Source organism: Pseudomonas sp. ADAK13, from assembly GCF_012935715.1.
Classification (GTDB): Bacteria; Pseudomonadota; Gammaproteobacteria; order Pseudomonadales; family Pseudomonadaceae; genus Aquipseudomonas.
In genome coordinates this window covers 6,008,163-6,027,578 of record NZ_CP052860.1, presented here as the reverse complement: position 1 = coordinate 6,027,578, position 19,416 = coordinate 6,008,163, and the positions used below count along the sequence as shown (strand labels likewise).

Annotated in this window: 15 protein-coding genes; 9 read left to right on the top strand and 6 right to left on the bottom strand. The window is 61.6% G+C overall.

Annotation, left to right across the window (positions count from 1 at the left end):
- Positions 1-738, bottom strand: coding sequence for a hypothetical protein (locus HKK54_RS27665; RefSeq protein ID WP_010171109.1), 738 nt, complete (start codon positions 736-738; stop codon positions 1-3).
- Between the two features lie 237 nt (positions 739-975).
- Entirely contained in the window at positions 976-1,335 is a 360-nt protein-coding gene (locus tag HKK54_RS27660) for a response regulator (protein ID WP_010171108.1), read from the bottom strand.
- A gap of 323 nt (positions 1,336-1,658) precedes the next feature.
- Between HKK54_RS27660 and HKK54_RS27655 the strand changes: the two genes are divergently transcribed.
- The 5 genes from HKK54_RS27655 (at position 1,659) to HKK54_RS27635 (ending at position 8,226) form a co-directional block, all read left to right on the top strand.
- A complete protein-coding gene (locus HKK54_RS27655) occupies positions 1,659-5,156 on the top strand; it encodes a response regulator (RefSeq protein ID WP_169388528.1) in 3,498 nt (1,165 codons plus the stop codon).
- A gap of 15 nt (positions 5,157-5,171) precedes the next feature.
- Entirely contained in the window at positions 5,172-5,987 is an 816-nt protein-coding gene (locus tag HKK54_RS27650) for a CheR family methyltransferase (RefSeq protein ID WP_010171106.1), read from the top strand.
- Complete coding sequence (locus tag HKK54_RS27645; protein ID WP_169388527.1) at positions 5,984-6,583, top strand: chemotaxis protein CheB; 600 nt, start codon at positions 5,984-5,986, stop codon at positions 6,581-6,583. Before HKK54_RS27650 ends, HKK54_RS27645 begins: the two co-directional genes overlap by 4 nt.
- Entirely contained in the window at positions 6,577-7,770 is a 1,194-nt protein-coding gene (locus HKK54_RS27640) for a hybrid sensor histidine kinase/response regulator (protein WP_169388526.1), read from the top strand. Before HKK54_RS27645 ends, HKK54_RS27640 begins: the two co-directional genes overlap by 7 nt.
- 78 nt (positions 7,771-7,848) lie before the next feature.
- The gene (locus tag HKK54_RS27635) at positions 7,849-8,226 is read left to right on the top strand and encodes a response regulator (protein WP_010171103.1); all 378 of its coding nucleotides are present in this window, start codon (positions 7,849-7,851) and stop codon (positions 8,224-8,226) included.
- A gap of 29 nt (positions 8,227-8,255) precedes the next feature.
- On the opposite strand, the gene HKK54_RS27630 is transcribed toward HKK54_RS27635, so the two are convergent.
- The 4 genes from HKK54_RS27630 to HKK54_RS27615 all read right to left on the bottom strand — a co-directional run bounded on the left by HKK54_RS27630 (position 8,256) and on the right by HKK54_RS27615 (position 13,561).
- Positions 8,256-9,926 carry a response regulator gene (locus tag HKK54_RS27630; protein WP_169388525.1) on the bottom strand — a complete coding sequence of 557 codons (1,671 nt, stop codon included), beginning with the start codon at positions 9,924-9,926 and terminating at the stop codon, positions 8,256-8,258.
- Positions 9,923-11,425, bottom strand: a complete 1,503-nt coding sequence (locus HKK54_RS27625) for an ATPase domain-containing protein (RefSeq protein ID WP_169388524.1) — start codon at positions 11,423-11,425, stop codon at positions 9,923-9,925. Before HKK54_RS27625 ends, HKK54_RS27630 begins: the two co-directional genes overlap by 4 nt.
- Before the next feature lie 111 nt (positions 11,426-11,536).
- The gene (locus HKK54_RS27620; protein ID WP_169388523.1) at positions 11,537-12,595 is read right to left on the bottom strand and encodes a tetratricopeptide repeat protein; all 1,059 of its coding nucleotides are present in this window, start codon (positions 12,593-12,595) and stop codon (positions 11,537-11,539) included.
- A gap of 75 nt (positions 12,596-12,670) precedes the next feature.
- Positions 12,671-13,561 (bottom strand): bestrophin family protein, encoded by an 891-nt coding sequence (locus HKK54_RS27615; RefSeq protein ID WP_169388522.1) that lies wholly within the window; start codon positions 13,559-13,561, stop codon positions 12,671-12,673.
- A gap of 1,083 nt (positions 13,562-14,644) precedes the next feature.
- Here HKK54_RS27615 and HKK54_RS27610 point away from each other — a divergent pair.
- The 4 genes from HKK54_RS27610 to HKK54_RS27595 are packed head-to-tail and all read left to right on the top strand — an operon-like array spanning position 14,645 to position 19,416.
- Positions 14,645-16,294, top strand: coding sequence for an AMP-binding protein (locus tag HKK54_RS27610; protein WP_169388521.1), 1,650 nt, complete (start codon positions 14,645-14,647; stop codon positions 16,292-16,294).
- Positions 16,295-16,315: 21 nt separating this feature from the next.
- Positions 16,316-17,083, top strand: a complete 768-nt coding sequence (locus HKK54_RS27605) for an SDR family NAD(P)-dependent oxidoreductase (protein ID WP_169388520.1) — start codon at positions 16,316-16,318, stop codon at positions 17,081-17,083.
- 11 nt (positions 17,084-17,094) lie between these two features.
- The gene (locus HKK54_RS27600; protein WP_169388519.1) at positions 17,095-18,279 is read left to right on the top strand and encodes an acetyl-CoA C-acyltransferase; all 1,185 of its coding nucleotides are present in this window, start codon (positions 17,095-17,097) and stop codon (positions 18,277-18,279) included.
- A 9-nt stretch (positions 18,280-18,288) separates the two neighbouring features.
- The gene (locus HKK54_RS27595; RefSeq protein WP_010171090.1) at positions 18,289-19,416 is read left to right on the top strand and encodes an acyl-CoA dehydrogenase; all 1,128 of its coding nucleotides are present in this window, start codon (positions 18,289-18,291) and stop codon (positions 19,414-19,416) included.

The following is a 19,416-nucleotide window of genomic DNA, read 5'->3' as shown; positions in this document are numbered from 1 at the left end:
TTATTTCCCAAACGTCACGTTGATCCCGGCAAACAGGGTGAACTGCGGCAGGCCATCGCCTTTGCGGGCGACGGTCCACTGCGGTTCGACGTAGGCATTGAGGATATTGGTCCCGGCTTTCCACGCCTTGCCCACACCGAAACCGATCGGGATGTAATGGGTGTCGTTCTTCAGGTCGAAGGTCCAGGTGCCGGTGGAGCGCAAGTACCAGCCCTTGGGCAGGTTATGCATGACGAAGGGCTGGAAGGTGGCACTTTCCACATGAGCCCGGTCGCGGTCCCCGGCGAACGAGCTTTGGTATTGCACCAGTGCGCCAAGCAGGCCACGGGGCGACGCATCGATGGCCACCGCCGCAAGGCCCGCCTGCCATTTGCCGGTGCCCAGCTCATCGTGTTCGGCAGTGGGCGCGGTGATTTGCGGACCAATGCCCAACTGCACGCCGTCGGTCTTGAGCAGGAAAATATCGAACAGGTTCAGGTCGCCGATCCCGGTGCTGTAGCCGCTGTGGGGGTCGGGACGGGTGCTCAGGGGCAGGGTGGCGCGCAGTAACTGGGGCACGCCAATGAAATCCGACGGGGCTACCGGCAATGTGCCTCGCAGCAGCAGGTCATTAGTGTGGGCATTACTGTCGAAGAGCCTGGGGGTGTAGTAATCCTGCAGGTTCGCGCCCGGCGCGAGGTTCAGGGGGTTGTTGCTCTTGTTGGCGGTCTCGGCGTTATCGGCGTGGGCCGCAAACATAGGCAACACGGATGACGCCAGCACGAATGCCGGAAGATACGATGACCTGCACATGACAACTCCCCAATTCCCTGGTGACGTTCCCGATAGCGTGTTTAAACAGGCTATCGGGCTGTCCTTTTTCACTATTTCTTGTAGGACATGTCGTTTGAAACTAGCAGCAAAATTCAGACTCGCTAGTCAAACGAAAGAATTAGTTGGTTTGTGCGGGGGCAATCACGCAAGTGACCGAGGAAATCAGGCCAGCATGGATTTTACTTTGTCGCGAAGTTGATCAATCGAGAAGGGTTTGGCGATGACCTGCATGCCGTCCGGCACGTCGATATTTTCTGCGTAGCCGCTGGCAAACAGGATGGGCAGGGCGGGGCGTGATTCACGCGCTTTGACGGCCAACTGCTTGCCGTCCATGTCTGGCAGGCCGACGTCGGTCATCATCAAGTCGATGGTCAGCGCGGAATTGTTGACGATACCCAGGGCGCTTTCGGCGTCTGCCGCTTCAAGCACCTGGAACTCCAGCTCTTCGAGGACATCGACGATCAGCATGCGCACGATGGCGTCGTCTTCGACTACAAGGATGGTGGAGGCTGCGGCGGACATAGTGAGAGTTCCCGAGAAGTGGAGGGTACAGGTCTTGATCAGTTGAAAGACCATCCTCTAATGAGTTGCGTCAATCTCGGCAAGTTCCCGAAACAAGGTAGGCATTGTGCCGGGAATGCGTAGGAATGTCCTCCGGTGTTACTCAGTCGTGGTGTGCCGAAGCCGCGTTTCAGCGCACATTGCAACCTGTAGAAAAACACAGGCGCTCGTATATTTTTCAATAACTTATGCAGTAAATGTGGCCAATGCGGGCAGAAAAATAGCGCTCAGGCGCGACTTTGGGGCAAACTCCTCGTTTTTCCGCATTTGGCCAAGGCATCCCCATGACTCCCGCGTCGTCAGTCGATGAGAAAAGCTTCCGTAAACTGTTGAGCCGCAACGTGGCATTGCCCCTGGGTGTCGGCGTGCTCAGCGCGGTGTTTTTCGTGTGCCTGATCACCTACCTGTTGTCGGTGATCCAGTGGGTCGAACACACCGACCGGGTAATCAACAACCTCAACGAAACCTCAAAGCTGACGGTTGACCTGGAAACCGGCATGCGCGGCTTTTTGATCACTGGCGACGAGCATTTCCTCGACCCCTACGAAGTAGCCAAGCCGCGGATCATCTCCGACCTGCGCAACTTGCAGGTGCTGGTGGCGGATAACCCGGAGCAGGTGGACCGACTCAAGCGCCTGGAGTCGCTGCAAATGGCGTGGAACACCTACGCCCAGTCCATGATTGATATGCAGCGCCAGAACGGCGATTACCGTTCGGCCGTGAAAGCCGGGCGTGGCAAGAGCCTGACAGACGAGATCCGCAAGGAGTACGACCGGGCGGTGGCGATGGAGCAACAGTTCCGCATCAGCCGCAATGAAGACGTCACTCGCACCACCATTATCAGCGTCAGCCTGTACCTGGTGTTTGTGCTCGGGCTGAGCGGCATCCTGGCGTATATCGGAAGAAAAAATCTATTAGAGCTATCAACAAGTTACAGCGAAAACCTCGAGTCGCAACAGAGGATTGCCAAGCGCCTTGAACAGCAAGCGTGGCTGCGCAACGGCCAGACCGAACTGGCCGAACAGGTGCTGGGCCAGCTGACCTTGAACATGCTGGGCCGCAATGTGTTGCAGTTCTTCGCCCAATACATGGGCTCGGCGGTGGCCGCGCTGTATGTGCGTGAAGAGCACGGCGGCCTCACTCGGGTGGCCACCTATGGCTTCTCCCGTGAGCAAGAGCAGCAGGAACAGTCGATCTACAACGATGAAGGCATCGTCGGCCAGTCGGCCCGCCAGGACCGCCTGATTCGCCTCGACGATGTGCCAGTGGACTACTTCAAGGTCAGTTCAGGCCTGGGCGAGGGCCCAACCCGCAGTGTGCTGGTGGTGCCGACCAGCGATGATGGCCGGGTCAACGGTGTGATCGAACTGGGCTTCCTGCGCGAGCTGGATGAACGTGACGTGGAATTGCTGGAGTTGATTGCCGACAACATCGGCACGTCCATCGAAGCCGCCCGTTATCGCCAGCGTTTGCAGGAAGTATTGGCCGAAACCCAACAGCTCAATGAAGAGCTGCAGGTTCAGCAGGAAGAACTCAAGACCGCCAACGAAGAGCTGGAAGAGCAGTCACGCATTCTCAAGGAGTCCCAGGCGCACCTGGAAACCCAGCAGGCGGAACTGGAGCAGACCAACGAACAGTTGGCCGAGCAGACCCAGACCCTGGCCGAACAGCGCGATGCCATGGACCAGAAGAACGTCCAGCTCAATCGCGTACAGATCGAGCTGGAAGAGCGTGCCGACGAGTTGCAGCGCTCCAGCAAGTACAAGTCCGAATTCCTCGCCAACATGTCCCACGAGCTGCGCACGCCGCTCAACAGTTCGCTGATCCTGGCCAAGCTGCTGGCAGAGAACCCCCAGGAAAACCTCAGCGCGGAACAGGTCAAGTTTGCCGAGTCGATCTATTCGGCCGGCAACGACTTGCTCAACCTGATCAACGACATCCTCGACATCTCCAAGGTGGAGGCCGGCAAGCTGGAAATGCGCCCCGAGAACACCAGCGTCGCGCGCCTGGTGGATGGTTTGCGCGGGATGTTCGAGCCCCTGGCGGCCGACCGCAAACTCGGGTTCCAGGTGCAGGTGCAGGAAGGTTCACCGCACATGCTGTACACCGACCGCCAGCGCCTGGAGCAGATTCTGAAGAACCTGCTGTCCAACGCGGTCAAGTTCACCGAGAAGGGCCAAGTCAGCCTGACGGTCTCCCGCCAGCCGGACGAGGGCATTGCCTTCACCGTGCGCGACTCAGGGATCGGAATTGCGCCGGACCAGCAGGAAAGCATCTTCGAAGCCTTCCGCCAGGCCGATGGCACCACCAACCGCCGTTACGGCGGTACCGGCCTGGGGCTGTCGATCTCCCGTGACCTGGCCAGCCTGCTGGGCGGGTACATCAGTGTGACCAGTGAGCCGGGCCAGGGCAGCGTCTTTACCCTGGTGCTGCCGGAACACTACGTTGAGCGTGACGCAGACGCACCGGCCATCGAGGCGCCGCGTGTGGTGGTCCCGGCCCCCGCGCCGGCCCCGGTCAAGGTTTCGCCGCTGCCTGTCGCCGACGCGGCGCAGATCCCGCGCTTCATCGATGACCGTGACAAGGCACCGTTTACCACCCGCTGCATCCTGGTGGTGGAAGACGAGCCGAACTTTGCGCGCATTCTGTTCGACCTCGCCCATGAACTCGGTTACCACTGCCTGGTGGCCCATGGCGCGGACGAAGGCTACAGCCTGGCGGAACAGTACATTCCCGATGCCATCCTGCTGGACATGCGCCTGCCGGACCATTCCGGATTGACCGTGCTGCAACGCCTCAAGGAACACGCCGGGACCCGGCACATCCCGGTGCATGTGATTTCCGTCGAAGACCGCGTCGAGGCGGCCATGCACATGGGCGCCGTGGGGTATGCGGTCAAGCCGACCACCCGTGAAGAACTCAAGGATGTCTTTGCGCGCCTGGAGGCCAAGCTGACGCAAAAGGTCAAGCGCATCCTGCTGGTGGAAGACGACGACTTGCAGCGCGACAGCATTGCCCGCCTGATCGGCGACGATGACATCGAAATCACTGCCGTTGGCTTCGCCCAGGAAGCCCTGGACCTGTTGCGCAACAATATCTACGACTGCATGATCATCGACCTCAAGCTGCCGGACATGCTGGGCAACGAGTTGCTCAAGCGCATGTCCACCGAAGACATCTGTTCGTTCCCGCCGGTAATCGTCTACACCGGGCGCAACCTGACCCGGGACGAAGAGGCCGAACTGCGTAAGTATTCGCGCTCGATCATCATCAAGGGCGCCCGTTCTCCCGAGCGCCTGCTGGACGAAGTCACACTCTTTCTGCACAAAGTCGAATCCAAGTTGTCCCATGAACGCCAGACAATGCTCAGGACCGCCCGCAGTCGCGACAAGGTCTTCGAGGGGCGCAAGGTGCTGCTGGTGGATGACGATGTGCGCAATATCTTCGCCCTCACCAGCGCCCTGGAACACAAGGGCGCGATTGTCGTCATTGGCCGTAACGGCCGTGAGGCGATCGAGAAGCTCAATGAGGTCGATGACATCGACCTGGTGTTGATGGACGTGATGATGCCGGAGATGGACGGTTACGAGGCCACGGCCTTGATCCGCCAGGACCCGCGCTGGCGCAAACTGCCGATCATCGCGGTAACGGCCAAGGCCATGAAGGACGATCAGGAGCGCTGCCTGGCAGCGGGCTCCAACGATTACCTGGCCAAGCCCATCGACCTTGACCGATTGTTTTCGTTGATTCGGGTATGGCTCCCGAAGATGGAACGCATTTAAGTGGAAAGACGCTAATTGGAACGAAGCACCGATATTGAACTGCGCTTGCTGATCGAGGCTATTTACCTCAAGTACAGCTATGACTTTCGCGATTACTCCGGCGCGTCGGTAAAGCGCCGCGTGGCCCATGCCCTGCGCCAGTTCGACTGCAATACCATCTCGGCCTTGCAGGAGCGGGTGCTGCACGACCCGACGGCGTTCATGCAGTTGCTGCAGTTCCTGACCATTCCCGTCAGCGAGATGTTTCGCGACCCTTCGCACTTCCTGGCGATTCGCCAGGAAGTGGTGCCGCTGCTCAAGACCTACCCGTCGATCAAGATCTGGATCGCGGGCTGCAGTACCGGGGAAGAGGTTTACTCCATGGCCATCCTGCTGCGGGAGGAGGGCTTGCTGGAGCGCACCATCATCTATGCCACCGACATCAATCCCCGCTCCCTGGAAAAAGCCAAGCAGGGGATTTTCTCCCTGGAGAACATCCGCGCGTATACCCACAACTACCAGCAGGCCGGTGGGCGATGTTCATTTGCCGATTACTACACCGCGGCTTACGATCACGCGATCTTTGACAAGACCCTGCGCGAGAACGTGACCTTCGCCGATCACAGCCTGGCGACGGACAGCGTATTCTCAGAAACTCAATTAATTTCATGTCGTAACGTACTGATTTATTTCAATAAAAAGTTGCAGGATCGAGCGTTTGGATTGTTTCATGAGTCGCTGTGCCATCGCGGCTTCCTGGTGCTGGGCAGCAAGGAAACCCTGGATTTCTCGGCCTACAGCAAACGGTTCGAACCCCTGGTCAAGCAAGAACGGATCTACCGAAAATTATGAACCAAGCTGCTGCCAGCCCGGTATCCGGGATCGAGGCTATTGTGATCGGCGCTTCCGCCGGCGGGGTCGAGGCGTTGCTGAGCATCTTCAGCGCCTTGCCCGCCAGCTTCAGCCTGCCGATCATCACCGTGTTGCACCTGCCAGACGAGCGTCGCAGCCAGTTGGCGGAAGTGTTCGACCGACGGGTGTCGATGAGCGTGGTCGAGGCCCGCGACAAGGAACTGATCCAGCCAGGCACCCTGTATTTTGCCGGCCCCGGCTATCACCTGTCGGTGGAGCACGACCGCAGCCTGTCCCTGAGCCAGGAGGACCGTGTGCACCATTCCCGGCCCGCCATTGACTACCTGTTCGAATCGGCGGCCGACGTCTATGGCGAGGGCTTGCTGGCGGTCCTGCTGACGGGGGCCAATCAGGACGGCGCCCGGGGCCTGGCCCACGTCAAGCAGTGCGCAGGCATCACCGTGGTCCAGGATCCCTTGGAGGCACGGGTCGCCGTGATGCCCCGGGCTGCCCTGGCGCTGCATGAACCTGACTATATCCTCACCTTGAGCCGCATCGGCGAGTTGCTGGCCTCCCTGGAATCGTCCCCATGTTAAGTACTGTCCAGGCCAAACTGCTGATCGTTGACGATCTGCCGGAAAACCTGCTGGCCCTTGAAGCGCTGATCAAGCGCGAGGACCGTCAGGTCTACAAGGCACTGAGCGCCGACGAGGCCTTGTCGCTGCTGTTGGAGCACGAGTTCGCCATGGCCATTCTCGACGTGCAGATGCCGGGCATGAACGGCTTCGAACTGGCCGAGTTGATGCGTGGCACTGAAAAGACCAAGAACATCCCCATCGTGTTTGTCAGCGCCGCCGGCCGTGAACTCAACTATGCGTTCAAGGGCTACGAAAGCGGGGCCGTGGACTTCCTGCACAAGCCGCTGGATATCCATGCGGTCAAGAGCAAGGTCAATGTGTTCGTCGACCTGTACCGCCAGAGCAAGGCGATGAAGCTGCAGGTGGAAGCCCTGGAGCAGAGCCGTCGCGAGCAGGAAGCCTTGTTGACGCGCTTGCAGGCGACCCAGGCCGAGCTTGAGCAGGCGGTGCGCATGCGTGACGACTTCATGTCGATCGTTGCCCACGAAGTGCGCACGCCCCTGAACGGGCTGATCCTGGAAACCCAATTGCGCAAGATGCACCTGGCCCGGGACAACGCCGCCGCGTTCACCCTGGACAAGATGCACGCTATGGTCGACCGCGATGAGCGGCAGATCCAGAGCCTGATCCGCTTGATCGAAGACATGCTCGATGTGTCGCGCATCCGCACCGGCAAGCTGTCCATTCGCCCAGGGCGCTTTGACCTGACGCAACTGGTGCGCAACCTGCTGGAGAACTTTGCCCCGCAAGTCGCCGCGGCCGAGTCCTCGGTGAAATGGATCGAAGAAGGCTCGGTCGTGGGCAACTGGGACGAGTTTCGTATCGAGCAAGTGGTGTCCAACCTGCTGACCAATGCCCTGCGTTACGGGGCCAAGAGCCCTGTCGAAGTGCGGGTGTATGCCGAGCACGGTGAGGCGCGCGTCGAGGTGCGGGACCACGGGATTGGTATCAGCGAAGAGAACCAGAAGCGGATTTTCCAGCAGTTCGAGCGGGTGTCGGCCAGCCATGCCGTGGCGGGCCTGGGCCTCGGCCTGTTTATCTCCGAACAGATTATCGCGGCCCACGGCGGTACTATCGAAGTTGAAAGCCGGATAGGCGAGGGCGCCCTGTTTCGCGTCTGTTTGCCCCTGGAGGCTGGGGCGTGAAATCAATCGTGAATCCGACGCAACCTCTGCGTGACCCTATGGTCGTATCAGCAGCAATTGACCGGACAAAGGCTTCCCATGAGTGAAGATGCGCAAGATGTGGTTCTGATCGTCGAAGATGACGAGTCGATTATGTTTGTGTTGGGTGAGTACCTGTCGGGCCTCGGGTACCGGGTATTGAAGGCGATTGACGGTGAGCAGGCGTTTGAAATCCTGGCCACCAAGCCGCACCTGGACCTGATGGTGACCGACTATCGCCTGCCGGGCGGCATCTCCGGCGTGCAGATCGCCGAGCCCGCGATCAAGCTGCGACCGGAATTGAAGGTGATCTTTATCAGCGGCTACCCGCAGGAAATTCTCGACTGCAACAGCCCGATCACCCGCAATGCACCGATCCTGGCCAAGCCGTTTGATCTGGATACGTTGCAGGAGCATATCCAGCGCCTGTTGGCCTGAGGGCAGGTGAAGAGGGGCGTGCTCCCTCTTCACGCCCTGATCATCTCCCGCACCTTCGCCGTCAACAAATCAAAGGTAAACGGCTTGGTGATCATCTGCATGCCGGGGTCCAGAAACCCCCCACGCACGGCCGCATGCTCCGCATAGCCGGTGATAAACAGCACCTTCAAGTCCGGCCGCACCTGGCGGCCGATTTCCGCGAGTTGCCGGCCATTCATGCCGGGCAGGCCAACGTCACTGATCAACAGGTCAATCCGCTGGCTGGACTCGATGATCGGCATGGCGCCGTCGGCGTCACCGGCTTCCACAAACGCATAGCCCAACTCACTCAACACGGCGCTGACCAGCACCCGAACGGCCGGGTCGTCTTCGACGATCAGCACGGTTTCGCCCGCATTGGCGAAGGGCAGCAAGGCGGGGTTGGGCGTTTCTTCTGCGATTATTTCGCCGACGAAACGCGGCAGGAACAGGCTGACGGTGGTGCCTTCGCCGACCACGCTGTGAATCGTCACGTGGCCATGGGACTGGCGGGCAAAGCCATAAATCATCGACAGCCCCAGGCCCGTGCCCTGGCCAATCGGCTTGGTGGTGAAGAACGGGTCAAAGGCGCGGCTGATCACGCTTTCGGGCATGCCACAGCCGGTGTCGCTGACGCTCAGCTCCACGTAGTCACCGGGAGTGAGGGTGCCGTAGGCCGCCGTAAACACGTTGTCGAGGTGACGATTGGTGGTTTCCACCACCAGTTGGCCGCCACTGGGCATGGCGTCCCGCGCATTGATCGCGAGGTTGAGCAGGGCGCTTTCGAGTTGATTGGGGTCGACCTCGGCGGTCCACAGCTGCTCGCTCAGCCTTATGTCCAGGGCAATGCTCTCGTTGAGGCTGCGTTGCAGCAGCTCGCCCATGGACGCCACCAGTTGGTTGATCTGCACCGGTTTTGAATCCAGCGACTGGCGCCGGGAGAATGCCAGCAGGCGGTGGGTCAGGGCGGCGGCACGGTTGGCCGAGGTCACGCCCAAGTCGATCAGGCTGTCGAGGTCGTCGATGCGCCCTCTGGCCACCCGTCGTCGCAGCAACTCAAGGCTGCCGATGATGCCGGTAAGCATGTTGTTGAAGTCATGGGCGATACCGCCGGTCAATTGGCCCACAGCTTCCATTTTCTGTGACTGGCGCAGCGCTTCTTCGTTATTGCGCAGCTGTGCGGTGCGTTCTTCCACCTGCTGTTCGAGGGTTTCCAGCGTACTTTGCAGGCGTTGTTCGCTCTGGCTCAGGTCGATCAGCCGGTCGCGGGCTTCGTATTGCCGCCGGCGACCGCGCAGCGCCGTGGTCACCAGGCTGATCAGGGTCACCGGATGGAACGGCCGCTCCAGGAAGGTGACGTTGCCCAGCAGCGTACTCAAGCGCGATGAGCCGTTCTGTCCGCTGCCGCCATGGTGGGTCATCAGCACGATGGGCAAGTCCGACCACGCCGGCTGATGCTGCAAATGAGTCAGCAGCGGTTCCAGGTCGATGCCGTGCATGGCCTCGGCCGCGACGATCAGCAATCCGGCGCCCTGTTCCAGTTCGTCGCACAGCATCTGCAGGTGGCTGGCGACGATGCCGCTGAAGCCCGCCTCGTTGAGCATCATCAGCGCCAGAGTGCTGTCGCGGCCCAGTGGCGCCAGGATGATTGCCCGCTCGGAGATGGCGGGTGCGCCACTCACGAACCTTCTTCCTTGAGCAGCGGGTTATCGGTGCCCATGTAGGTGGGGACGCCACGCAACACACCCTGGAACGCGTCGAGGGGTTCGCCGATGGTCATGCCTCGGCCGCCGATGCGGTATTCGCGAATCGTCGATTCGTGGCTGCCCGTACGTTTCTTGATGATCGAGATGGCCCGGCGGACTTTGCCGAGGGCTTCGAAGTAACGCAGCAGGATCACGGTGTCGGCCAGATAGGTGATGTCCACCGGCGCCTGCATGTCGCCCACCAGCCCGTGCTGGGCCACGGTCATGAAGGTCGCGGCGCCACGGCGGTTGAGGTACAGCAGCAGTTCATGCATGTGCAGGATCAGCGCGTTTTCTTCCGGCATCGCGGCCTGGTAGCCGTTGACGCTGTCGATCACCACCGTCTTGATCCCGCGCTCATCCACGCAGCGGCGCACCCGGTGGGAGAATTCGCCGGGGGACAGTTCGGCGGCGTCGACTTGCTCGATCAGCAGGTTGCCGGTGCCTTGCAGGGCTTCCAGGTCGATGCCCATGTTCTTCATGCGCTCGAACAGCAGCCCCAACTCTTCATCAAAAATGAACAGCGCGGCTTTCTCGCCCCGGGCGACGGCAGCGGCGGCGAAGATCATCGAGATCAGCGATTTGCCGGTACCGGCCGGGCCCAGGATCAAGGTGCTGGAACCGGTTTCGATCCCGCCGCCCAACAAGGCATCCATCTCGCCGATGCCGCTGGTCAAGGTCTGACGGTTGTAGCCGCCACGGTGCTCGGCAGCCACCAGGCGCGGGAATACATGCACGCCGTCTTCCATGATGGTGAAGTCGTGAAAGCCGCCGCGGTACTTCTGGCCACGGTATTTCACTATCCGCACGCGCCGGCGTTCGGCGCCGTAGTTGGGGGTCAGCTCTTCCAGGCGAATCACGCCGTGGGCCACGCTGTGTACGGTTTTGTCGAGGGACTCGGTGGTCAGGTCGTCCAGCAGCAACACCGTGGCGTCGTAGCGCACGAAGTAATGCTTGATGGCGAGGATTTGCCGGCGATAGCGCAGGGAGCTTTGGGCCAGCAAGCGGATTTCCGAAAGGCTGTCGATGACCACGCGGGTGGGTTTGACCCGTTCCACCACTTCGAAAATCTGCCGGGTGGCTTCACCCAGCTCAAGATCCGAGGAGTACAGCAGGCTCTGCTGGTGCTCGGCATTCAGCAGGCTTTCCGGCGGGGTGAGTTCAAAGATATGAATGTGTTCGTCCAGGTCCCACCCGTGGGACCTGGCACCCTGGCGCAACTCGCGTTCGGTCTCCGACAGGGTGATGTACAGCGAACGTTCGCCATTGCGGGCGCCTGCCTGGAGGAAGTGCAGGGCTACGGTCGTTTTACCGGTGCCTGGCTCACCTTCGAGCAGGAACAGGTGGCTGCGTGAAAGCCCCCCGGCAAGAATGTCGTCCAGACCTTCAATACCGGTGGCCGCCTTTGCTGTGAACAGCTCTTTGGATGTAGACAAGAAGTGCCCTCGGGTCACGTATCAGTAGGGGGGAGCGCCCGCTGGGGCGCGCCATATTTACTTGACCGTGGCGCCGTGTAGCGGTTCAACGTTTTGTATCAATTACAGCGTTTACAGGCCTTGTTGCAGCGCCGGGTCGTCCGGGTTCTGCTGTTCAAGCTGCGCCAGCAAGACCTGGACGTTCTGCAACTGGCCGGTTTCTTTCCAGTAGTTGACCAGCAATACCCGCGCCTTGCGATTGGCCGGGTTGCGCTGGACGATTTCTTCCAGTTGGCGCTGGGCGGCTTCCACTTCCTGCTGGGCGTGCAGGGTGGTGGCCAGGTCGTAGCGGTAATCCTGATTGTTCGGTTCCAGCTCCACCGCCCGGGACAGGCTGAGCAGGGCAAAAGGGCGTTCCCCATGGTGCAGCAGCCACATGCCCAAGGCATGTTGCAGGTAAGCCGAATCGGGATGGGCCTGCAGCTGCCTGGCCAGGAGCTGGCGGGACTCGTCGACCTTGCCCTGTTTATCCAGCAATTCGATTTGCGCGACCACCGCCTGCAGGTTGTCCGGTTGCAGGCGCATCGCCTGTTCCAGGGCGTTTTGTGCATCGGGCAGCAGCGCGCTGTGAATGTACAGGCGCGCCAGCTGAATCCAGCCTTCGGGGCTTTCGGGCTGGCCCTTGAGCAACTTCACGTATTCGTCGAGCACTTGCTGCAATGGGCCGAAATACAGCCCCAGGGTGTCGGGGGACAGCCCCAGCAGGGCATTCGCCGCAGCAAACCGAACGCTTTGTTCCGGGTCATCCAGCAGCGGGCCGAGCAACAGCGTGCGCTGGCCGCTGGGCACCAGGCCGACGATGCTGTGGATCGCCGCCTCGCGCACCATTGGTGCGTCGTTGGCCAGGTCCTTGTCCGCCAGCTTCAGGGCCTGGGGGCTGGGGTAGTTGGGCAATTCGGCATGCAAGGCGGCGCGGCGCACGTCGGACAGGTCCGGACGCCCCAACTGTTGATACAGCACACGGGCGGCGCCGGGTTCGCCGTTATGTGCCTGTTTCAAGGCCTTGGCGTAACCGTGGGCGATGGCCGGGGGCACGACCACCGGGGGTGTGCGGGTGAAATACCAGGTGATTGCGACGATAAACAACAGGGCGCACAGGCCGATGATGGAGTAACGGCGTGACTTTGACATGCAGGCGTCCGAAAGCTGGGGAGCTAGTGCAAAGCCATCAGCTTCGGTCAGGTCATCGCGACTGTCAAACCCGCATCACGTCAGCACGAATTCAATCGGTTCAAGGGCCGGCGGCAACTCGGTTTCGCCGAGGGCGGCGAGAATCTCGCGTTCCAGGGTGCGGACGATGGCGTTGCAGGGCAGGTCGTTTTCGTCGAAGCCGAACGGGTCTTCGAGGTCGTCGCCGATTTCATCCAGGCCGAAGAAGGTGTAGCTGACGATCGCGGTAAAGACCGGCGTCAGCCAGCCCAGCGGCTCGGCCATGGCGAAGGGCAGCAGAATGCAGAACAGGTAGATGGTTCGGTGCAGCAGCAAGGTGTAAGGGAAGGGCAGCGGCGTGTGCTTGATCCGCTCGCAGGAGGCCTGGACCTGGCTGAGGCCGTACAGCCGGGTTTCCAGTTGGGTGTAGCGCCATTCGGTGATGTGGCCTTGTTCGGCCAGGTTCGAGCAGTGTGCGCCGAGGTCTTGCAGGATGCGGTCGGGCAGGTTCGGGTGGCTGGCCTCGACGCTGACCCACGGCTGGATTGCCCGGGCTTCGTCTTCCAGGCGCAGGCGGGCGACCAGGCCATGGGCAAAGCCGCACAGGCTGCGGAGCATGCTTTCGCGTTCGGCGGTGGTGAAAATTTGGGTTTCGCGGATCAGCGAGCGTACTTCAATGATCATCTGGCCCAGTTGTTTGCGGCCTTCCCACCAGCGGTCGTAGCAGGCGTTGTTGCGAAAGCTCATGAAGATTGACAGCGACAGGCCCAGCAATGTGAAGGGGGTGGCGTTGACCTTCGAGAAATAGGCCGGGTGCAGGGTTTCTACCAGCACGATGACTGAGGCCAGCAAGGTGACCAGCAGGCTGCGCAGGGCGATGCGCTTGGCGATTGAGCCCTTGAGGGAGAACAGGATGCCGAGCAGGTTGGGTTTGGGGCGGACGATCATGGGCGGGCTTCTTGGGTGGCGCAGGCCTCAAGCTTAGAAGCTTGCGGGTAGAGCGTCCAATCGCTTGGGCTGACTGGGTGATTGGTGGGGTCTATCGCCGGGGGGCTTTTGGTGTACATATCCGTTATTTGGGTAACGGCGGCTTATGGTTTCGCTCTTACAGCGACTCACTTTGGAAAAGCCCCAAAGTAAGCAAAGGGCTCTGCCCCGCCTGTCGGCACCTCGCCTAGGCTCGGTGTTCCCTCACTCCGGCATTGCTCCGCGGGCCGCCGCGACGGGGCGTCCCTGCCCCGTCGCGGCTAAACCGGCGTCCTGCCGGTTTACCCGCTCCTCAATCCCTGCGTTCGGCCTCGGGCTGATTGGGGCAGTCAGAGCCAGATCAAGATCAAAAGCAAGAGCACAGCGGCCTACAGGCCGGCTTGAGTGGTAGAAGCCAGAGCAAAAGCCAAAGCGAAAACCAAATCTGAAACTGCTGCGGCTCTGCTTTTCTGTAGGAGCTGGCTTGCCGGCGATGCAGACACCTCGGTGCATCAGGTACACCCAGTTGATGCTATCGCAGGCAAGCCAGCTCCCACATTTGACCGTGCCCGCTCTGGCTTTTGATTTTGATCTTGCCTTTGCTTCACACCACTCAAGCCGGCCTGTAGGCCGCTGTGCTGTTGATCTGCTTTTGATCTTGATCTTAGGCGCCCCGTTAAACCACGCTGGCCGAACGCAGGTAGTACGGAGCGGGTAAACCGGCAGGACGCCGGTTTAGCCGCGACGGGGCAGGGACGCCCCGTCGCGGCGGCCCGCGCAGTAGTACCGGAGAGAGGGCACACCGAGCCTTAGCGAGGTGCCGAGTGGTGGGGCAAGAGCGTTTTGCTTACTTTTGCGCTGTTCAAAAGTGAGCCGCTGTAAGAGCGGAACCCATAGCGGCCGTTACCGCAGCAACGGATATACCCCCCAAAAGCGCAGCCCCCTTGGCCAAACCAGTCAACCAAGTTGAAAGCTTTGACCATTGCCCGTCCACCGCTCTAGAGCGACTATTTCACCGGTCTACGTACCCATCCTGAAAATAAAAACACACAGGGATTTGAAGCGATGCGTGATTACTCGGCTGCCACCACCCAGTTCAACTACCAACACACCGTCGACGCCGCCCTGTCGGGCAGCCTGCAGGCGCTCAACGCCTGCGTCGAATGCTGCGACCGCCACGCATTGCCCGGCCGCATCGCACTGTTCTGGGAGGGCAAGGACGGCCGCAGCGCCACGTCCACCTTCACCCAATTGCAAGACCAGGCCGCACGCTTCGCCAATTTCCTCCTGGCCCAGGGCGTCAAACGCGGTGACAAGGTAGCGGGCCTCCTGCCACGCACCGCCGAGTTGCTGGTGGTGGTACTCGCCACCTGGCGCATCGGCGCGGTCTATCAGCCTCTGTTCACCGCCTTCGGCCCCAAAGCCATCGAACACCGCCTGAACAGCTCCGGCGCAGCGTTGGTGGTGACTGACGCCGTCAACCGTCCCAAGCTTAATGAAGTGGCCGACTGCCCAACCATCGTCACCGTCTCCGGCCCCAACGGCGAAGGCATCGTGCGTGGCGATTTCAGCTTCTGGGCCGAGTTGCCCAACTATTCCAATACCTGCGAGCCGGTACTGCTGGGCGCCGAAGACCCATTCCTGCTGATGTTCACCTCCGGCACCACCGGCCCGTCGAAAGCCCTGGCCGTGCCGCTCAAGGCGATCGTCGCGTTCCAGAGCTACACCCGCGATGCCGTGGACCTGCGCCCCGAGGACGCGTTCTGGAACGTCGCCGATCCGGGCTGGGCCTACGGCATCTATTTCGGCGTCACCGGCCCGTTGTCCATGGGCCACCCGATCACCTTCTACGACGGCCCGTTCACCCTCGAAAGCACCTGCCGCGTCATCAACAAATACGGGATCACCAACCTCACCGGATCGCCGACGGCCTACCGCCTGCTGATTGCTGGCGGCGAACAGTTCGCCCAGTCGATCAAAGGCAAGCTGCGCATTGTCAGCAGCGCCGGCGAGCCGTTGAACCCGGAGGTGATTCGCTGGTTCGCCGACAACCTCGGCGTGACCATCCACGACCACTATGGCCAGACCGAACTGGGCATGGTGCTGTGCAATCACCACGGCCTGGAGCACCCGGTGCATGTCGGTTCTGCCGGTTTTGCCTCGCCGGGGCATCGCATCGTGGTGCTGGACGACGACCATCAGGAACTGCCCGCCGGTCAGCCGGGCATTCTCGCCATCGACCGCGAGCAATCGCCAATGTGCTGGTTCGCCGGCTACGACGGGGTCAAGACGAAGGCTTTCGTCGGCAAGTACTACCTCAGCGGCGACACGGTGGAGCTGAACCCCGACGGCAGTATCAGCTTCGTGGGGCGCAGTGACGATGTGATCACCACCTCCGGCTACCGGGTCGGCCCGTTCGATGTGGAAAGTGCCCTGATCGAGCACCCGGCGGTGGTGGAAGCGGCGGTGGTGGGCAAGCCCTGCCCGGAACGCACCGAGATCGTCAAAGCCTTTGTAGTGCTCAGCGAGCAGTACCGCGCCGAGCCGGCCCTGGCCGAAGAGCTGCGCCAGCACGTGCGCAAGCGCCTGGCGGCCCACTCGTACCCACGGGAAATCGAATTTGTCAGCGAGCTGCCCAAGACCCCGAGCGGCAAGCTGCAACGCTTCATTTTGCGTAATCAGGAAATCGCCAAGGCCCAGGCGGCTACGGCGTAATCCCTCTTCAAGGAAACAATGATGCAGATTGAGAACAAGGTTTTTCTGGTCAGCGGCGGCGCTTCAGGCCTCGGCGCGGCAACCGCCGAGATGTTGGTAGCCGCCGGTGCCAAGGTAATGCTGGTGGACCTGAACGCCGACGCCGTCGCCGCCCAGGCGCAAAAACTCGGTGAGCAGGCGCGCAGCGTGGTCGCGGATATCAGCCAGGAAGCCGCCGCCGAGGCTGCGGTGCAGGCCACCGTTGCTGCGTTTGGTGGCTTGCACGGGCTGGTCAACTGCGCCGGCGTGGTGCGTGGCGAGAAAATCCTCGGCAAAAATGGCCCACACGCGTTGGCCAACTTTGCCCAGGTGATCAACGTCAACCTGATCGGCAGTTTCAACCTGCTGCGCCTGGCCGCAGCCGCCATCGCTGAAACCGAGGCAAATGCCGATGGCGAGCGCGGCGTGATCATCAACACCGCCTCGGTGGCAGCCTTTGACGGTCAGATTGGCCAGGCGGCGTATGCCGCCTCCAAGGGCGCGATTGCCAGCCTGACCCTGCCGGCGGCCCGCGAACTGGCGCGCTACGGGATTCGGGTGATGACCATCGCCCCCGGCATTTTCGAAACCCCGATGATGGCCGGCATGACCCCGCAAGTGCGTGAGTCCCTGGCCGCCGGTGTGCCGTTCCCGCCGCGCCTGGGCAAGCCAGGCGAGTACGCCGCGCTGGTGCGGCATATCATTGAAAACAGCATGCTCAACGGCGAGGTGATCCGTCTCGACGGTGCCTTGCGCATGGCGGCCAAATAAGGAGATTTTTCATGACTGATCCAATCGTTATTGTCAGCGCGGTACGTACCCCGATGGGCGGGTTCCAGGGCGACCTCAAAGGCCTGACTGCCCCGCAACTGGGCGCTGCAGCGATTCGCTCGGCGGTCGAACGGGCCGGTATTGCCAGCGACGCCGTGGATGAAGTGCTGTTCGGCTGTGTGCTGCCCGCCGGCCTCGGCCAGGCCCCTGCGCGCCAGGCGGCCCTCGGCGCCGGCCTGGACAAATCCACCCGCTGCACCACCCTCAACAAGATGTGCGGCTCCGGCATGGAGGCCACCATCCTGGCCCATGACTCGTTGCTGGCGGGCAGTGTGGACGTGGTCATCGCCGGTGGCATGGAGAGCATGTCCAACGCGCCGTACCTGCTGGACCGCGCCCGCAGCGGTTACCGCATGGGCCACGGCCGGGTGCTCGACCACATGTTCCTCGACGGCCTCGAAGACGCCTATGACAAGGGCCGCCTGATGGGCACCTTTGCCGAGGACTGCGCCGAGCACAACGGCTTTTCCCGCGAGGCCCAGGACGCGTTTGCCATTGCGTCCCTGACCCGTGCGCAACAGGCGATCACCGACGGCAACTTCATCGCCGAAATCGTTCCGGTACAGGTCACCGTAGGCAAGGAGCAGAAAACCATCACCCACGATGAACAGCCGCCCAAAGCCAAACTGGACAAGATCGCCACCTTGAAACCGGCCTTCCGCGAAGGCGGCACGGTGACGGCCGCCAACTCCAGCTCGATTTCCGACGGTGCAGCGGCACTGCTGCTGATGCGTGAGTCCGAAGCGCAAAAGCGTGGGCTCAAGCCGTTGGCGGTGATTCATGGCCACGCAGCCTTTGCCGACGAGCCAGGCCTGTTCCCGGTCGCGCCGGTGGGGGCGATCCGCAAGCTGATGACCAAGACCGGCTGGAACCTCGACGAGGTCGACCTGTTTGAAATCAACGAAGCCTTCGCTGTGGTCAGCCTGGTGACCATGAGCAAGCTGGAAATCCCCCACAGCAAGGTCAACATCCACGGCGGCGCCTGTGCCCTGGGCCATCCGATCGGTGCGTCCGGCGCACGGATCCTGGTGACCCTGCTCTCGGCCCTGCGCCAGAAAGGCCTCAAGCGCGGCGTCGCAGCCATCTGCATCGGCGGCGGTGAAGCCACGGCTATGGCCGTTGAATGCCTGTACTAAGGAACACCTATGCTCCCGAATGACGAACAACTGCAAATCAGCGAGGCCGCCCGGCAATTTGCCCAGGAACGGCTCAAGCCGTTCGCCGCCGAGTGGGACCGCGAGCATCGCTTTCCCAGGGAGGCCGTCGGCGAAATGGCCGAACTGGGCTTTTTCGGCATGCTGGTCCCGGAAGAATGGGGCGGTTGCGACACCGGCTACCTGGCCTATGCGATGGCCCTGGAAGAAATCGCCGCCGGCGACGGCGCCTGCTCGACCATCATGAGCGTGCACAACTCGGTGGGCTGTGTGCCGATCCTCAAGTTCGGTAACGATCAACAGCGAGAGCAGTTCCTCAAGCCCCTGGCCAGCGGCGCCATGCTCGGCGCGTTTGCCTTGACCGAACCCCAGGCCGGCTCCGACGCCAGCGGCCTGAAAACCCGGGCCCGGCTGGAAGGCGATCACTACGTGTTGAATGGCTGCAAGCAGTTCATCACCTCCGGGCAAAACGCCGGGATTGTGATCGTGTTTGCGGTCACCGATCCGGCCGCCGGCAAGCGGGGCATCAGCGCGTTTATCGTGCCCACTGACTCGCCGGGCTACAGCGTGGCGCGGGTCGAGGACAAGCTCGGCCAGCACGCCTCCGACACCTGCCAAATCCTGTTTGAGGACGTGAAAGTGCCGGTCGGCAATCGTTTGGGCGAGGAGGGCGAAGGCTACCGAATCGCCCTGGCCAACCTTGAAGGCGGGCGCGTCGGCATTGCCTCGCAAGCGGTGGGCATGGCGCGGGCGGCGTTTGAAGCGGCCCGGGATTACGCCCGTGAGCGGGAAAGCTTTGGCAAACCGATCATCGAGCACCAGGCCGTGGCGTTCCGCCTGGCGGACATGGCCACGCAAATCGCCGTCGCCCGGCAGATGGTGCATTACGCCGCCGCGCTGCGTGACAGCGGCAAACCGGCGCTGGTGGAAGCCTCAATGGCCAAGCTGTTTGCGTCGGAAATGGCCGAAAAGGTCTGTTCGGCGGCCTTGCAAACCCTCGGCGGTTACGGTTACCTGAGCGACTTTCCCCTGGAGCGGATCTACCGCGATGTGCGGGTCTGCCAGATTTACGAAGGCACCAGCGATATTCAACGCATGGTCATTTCACGCAATCTCTGA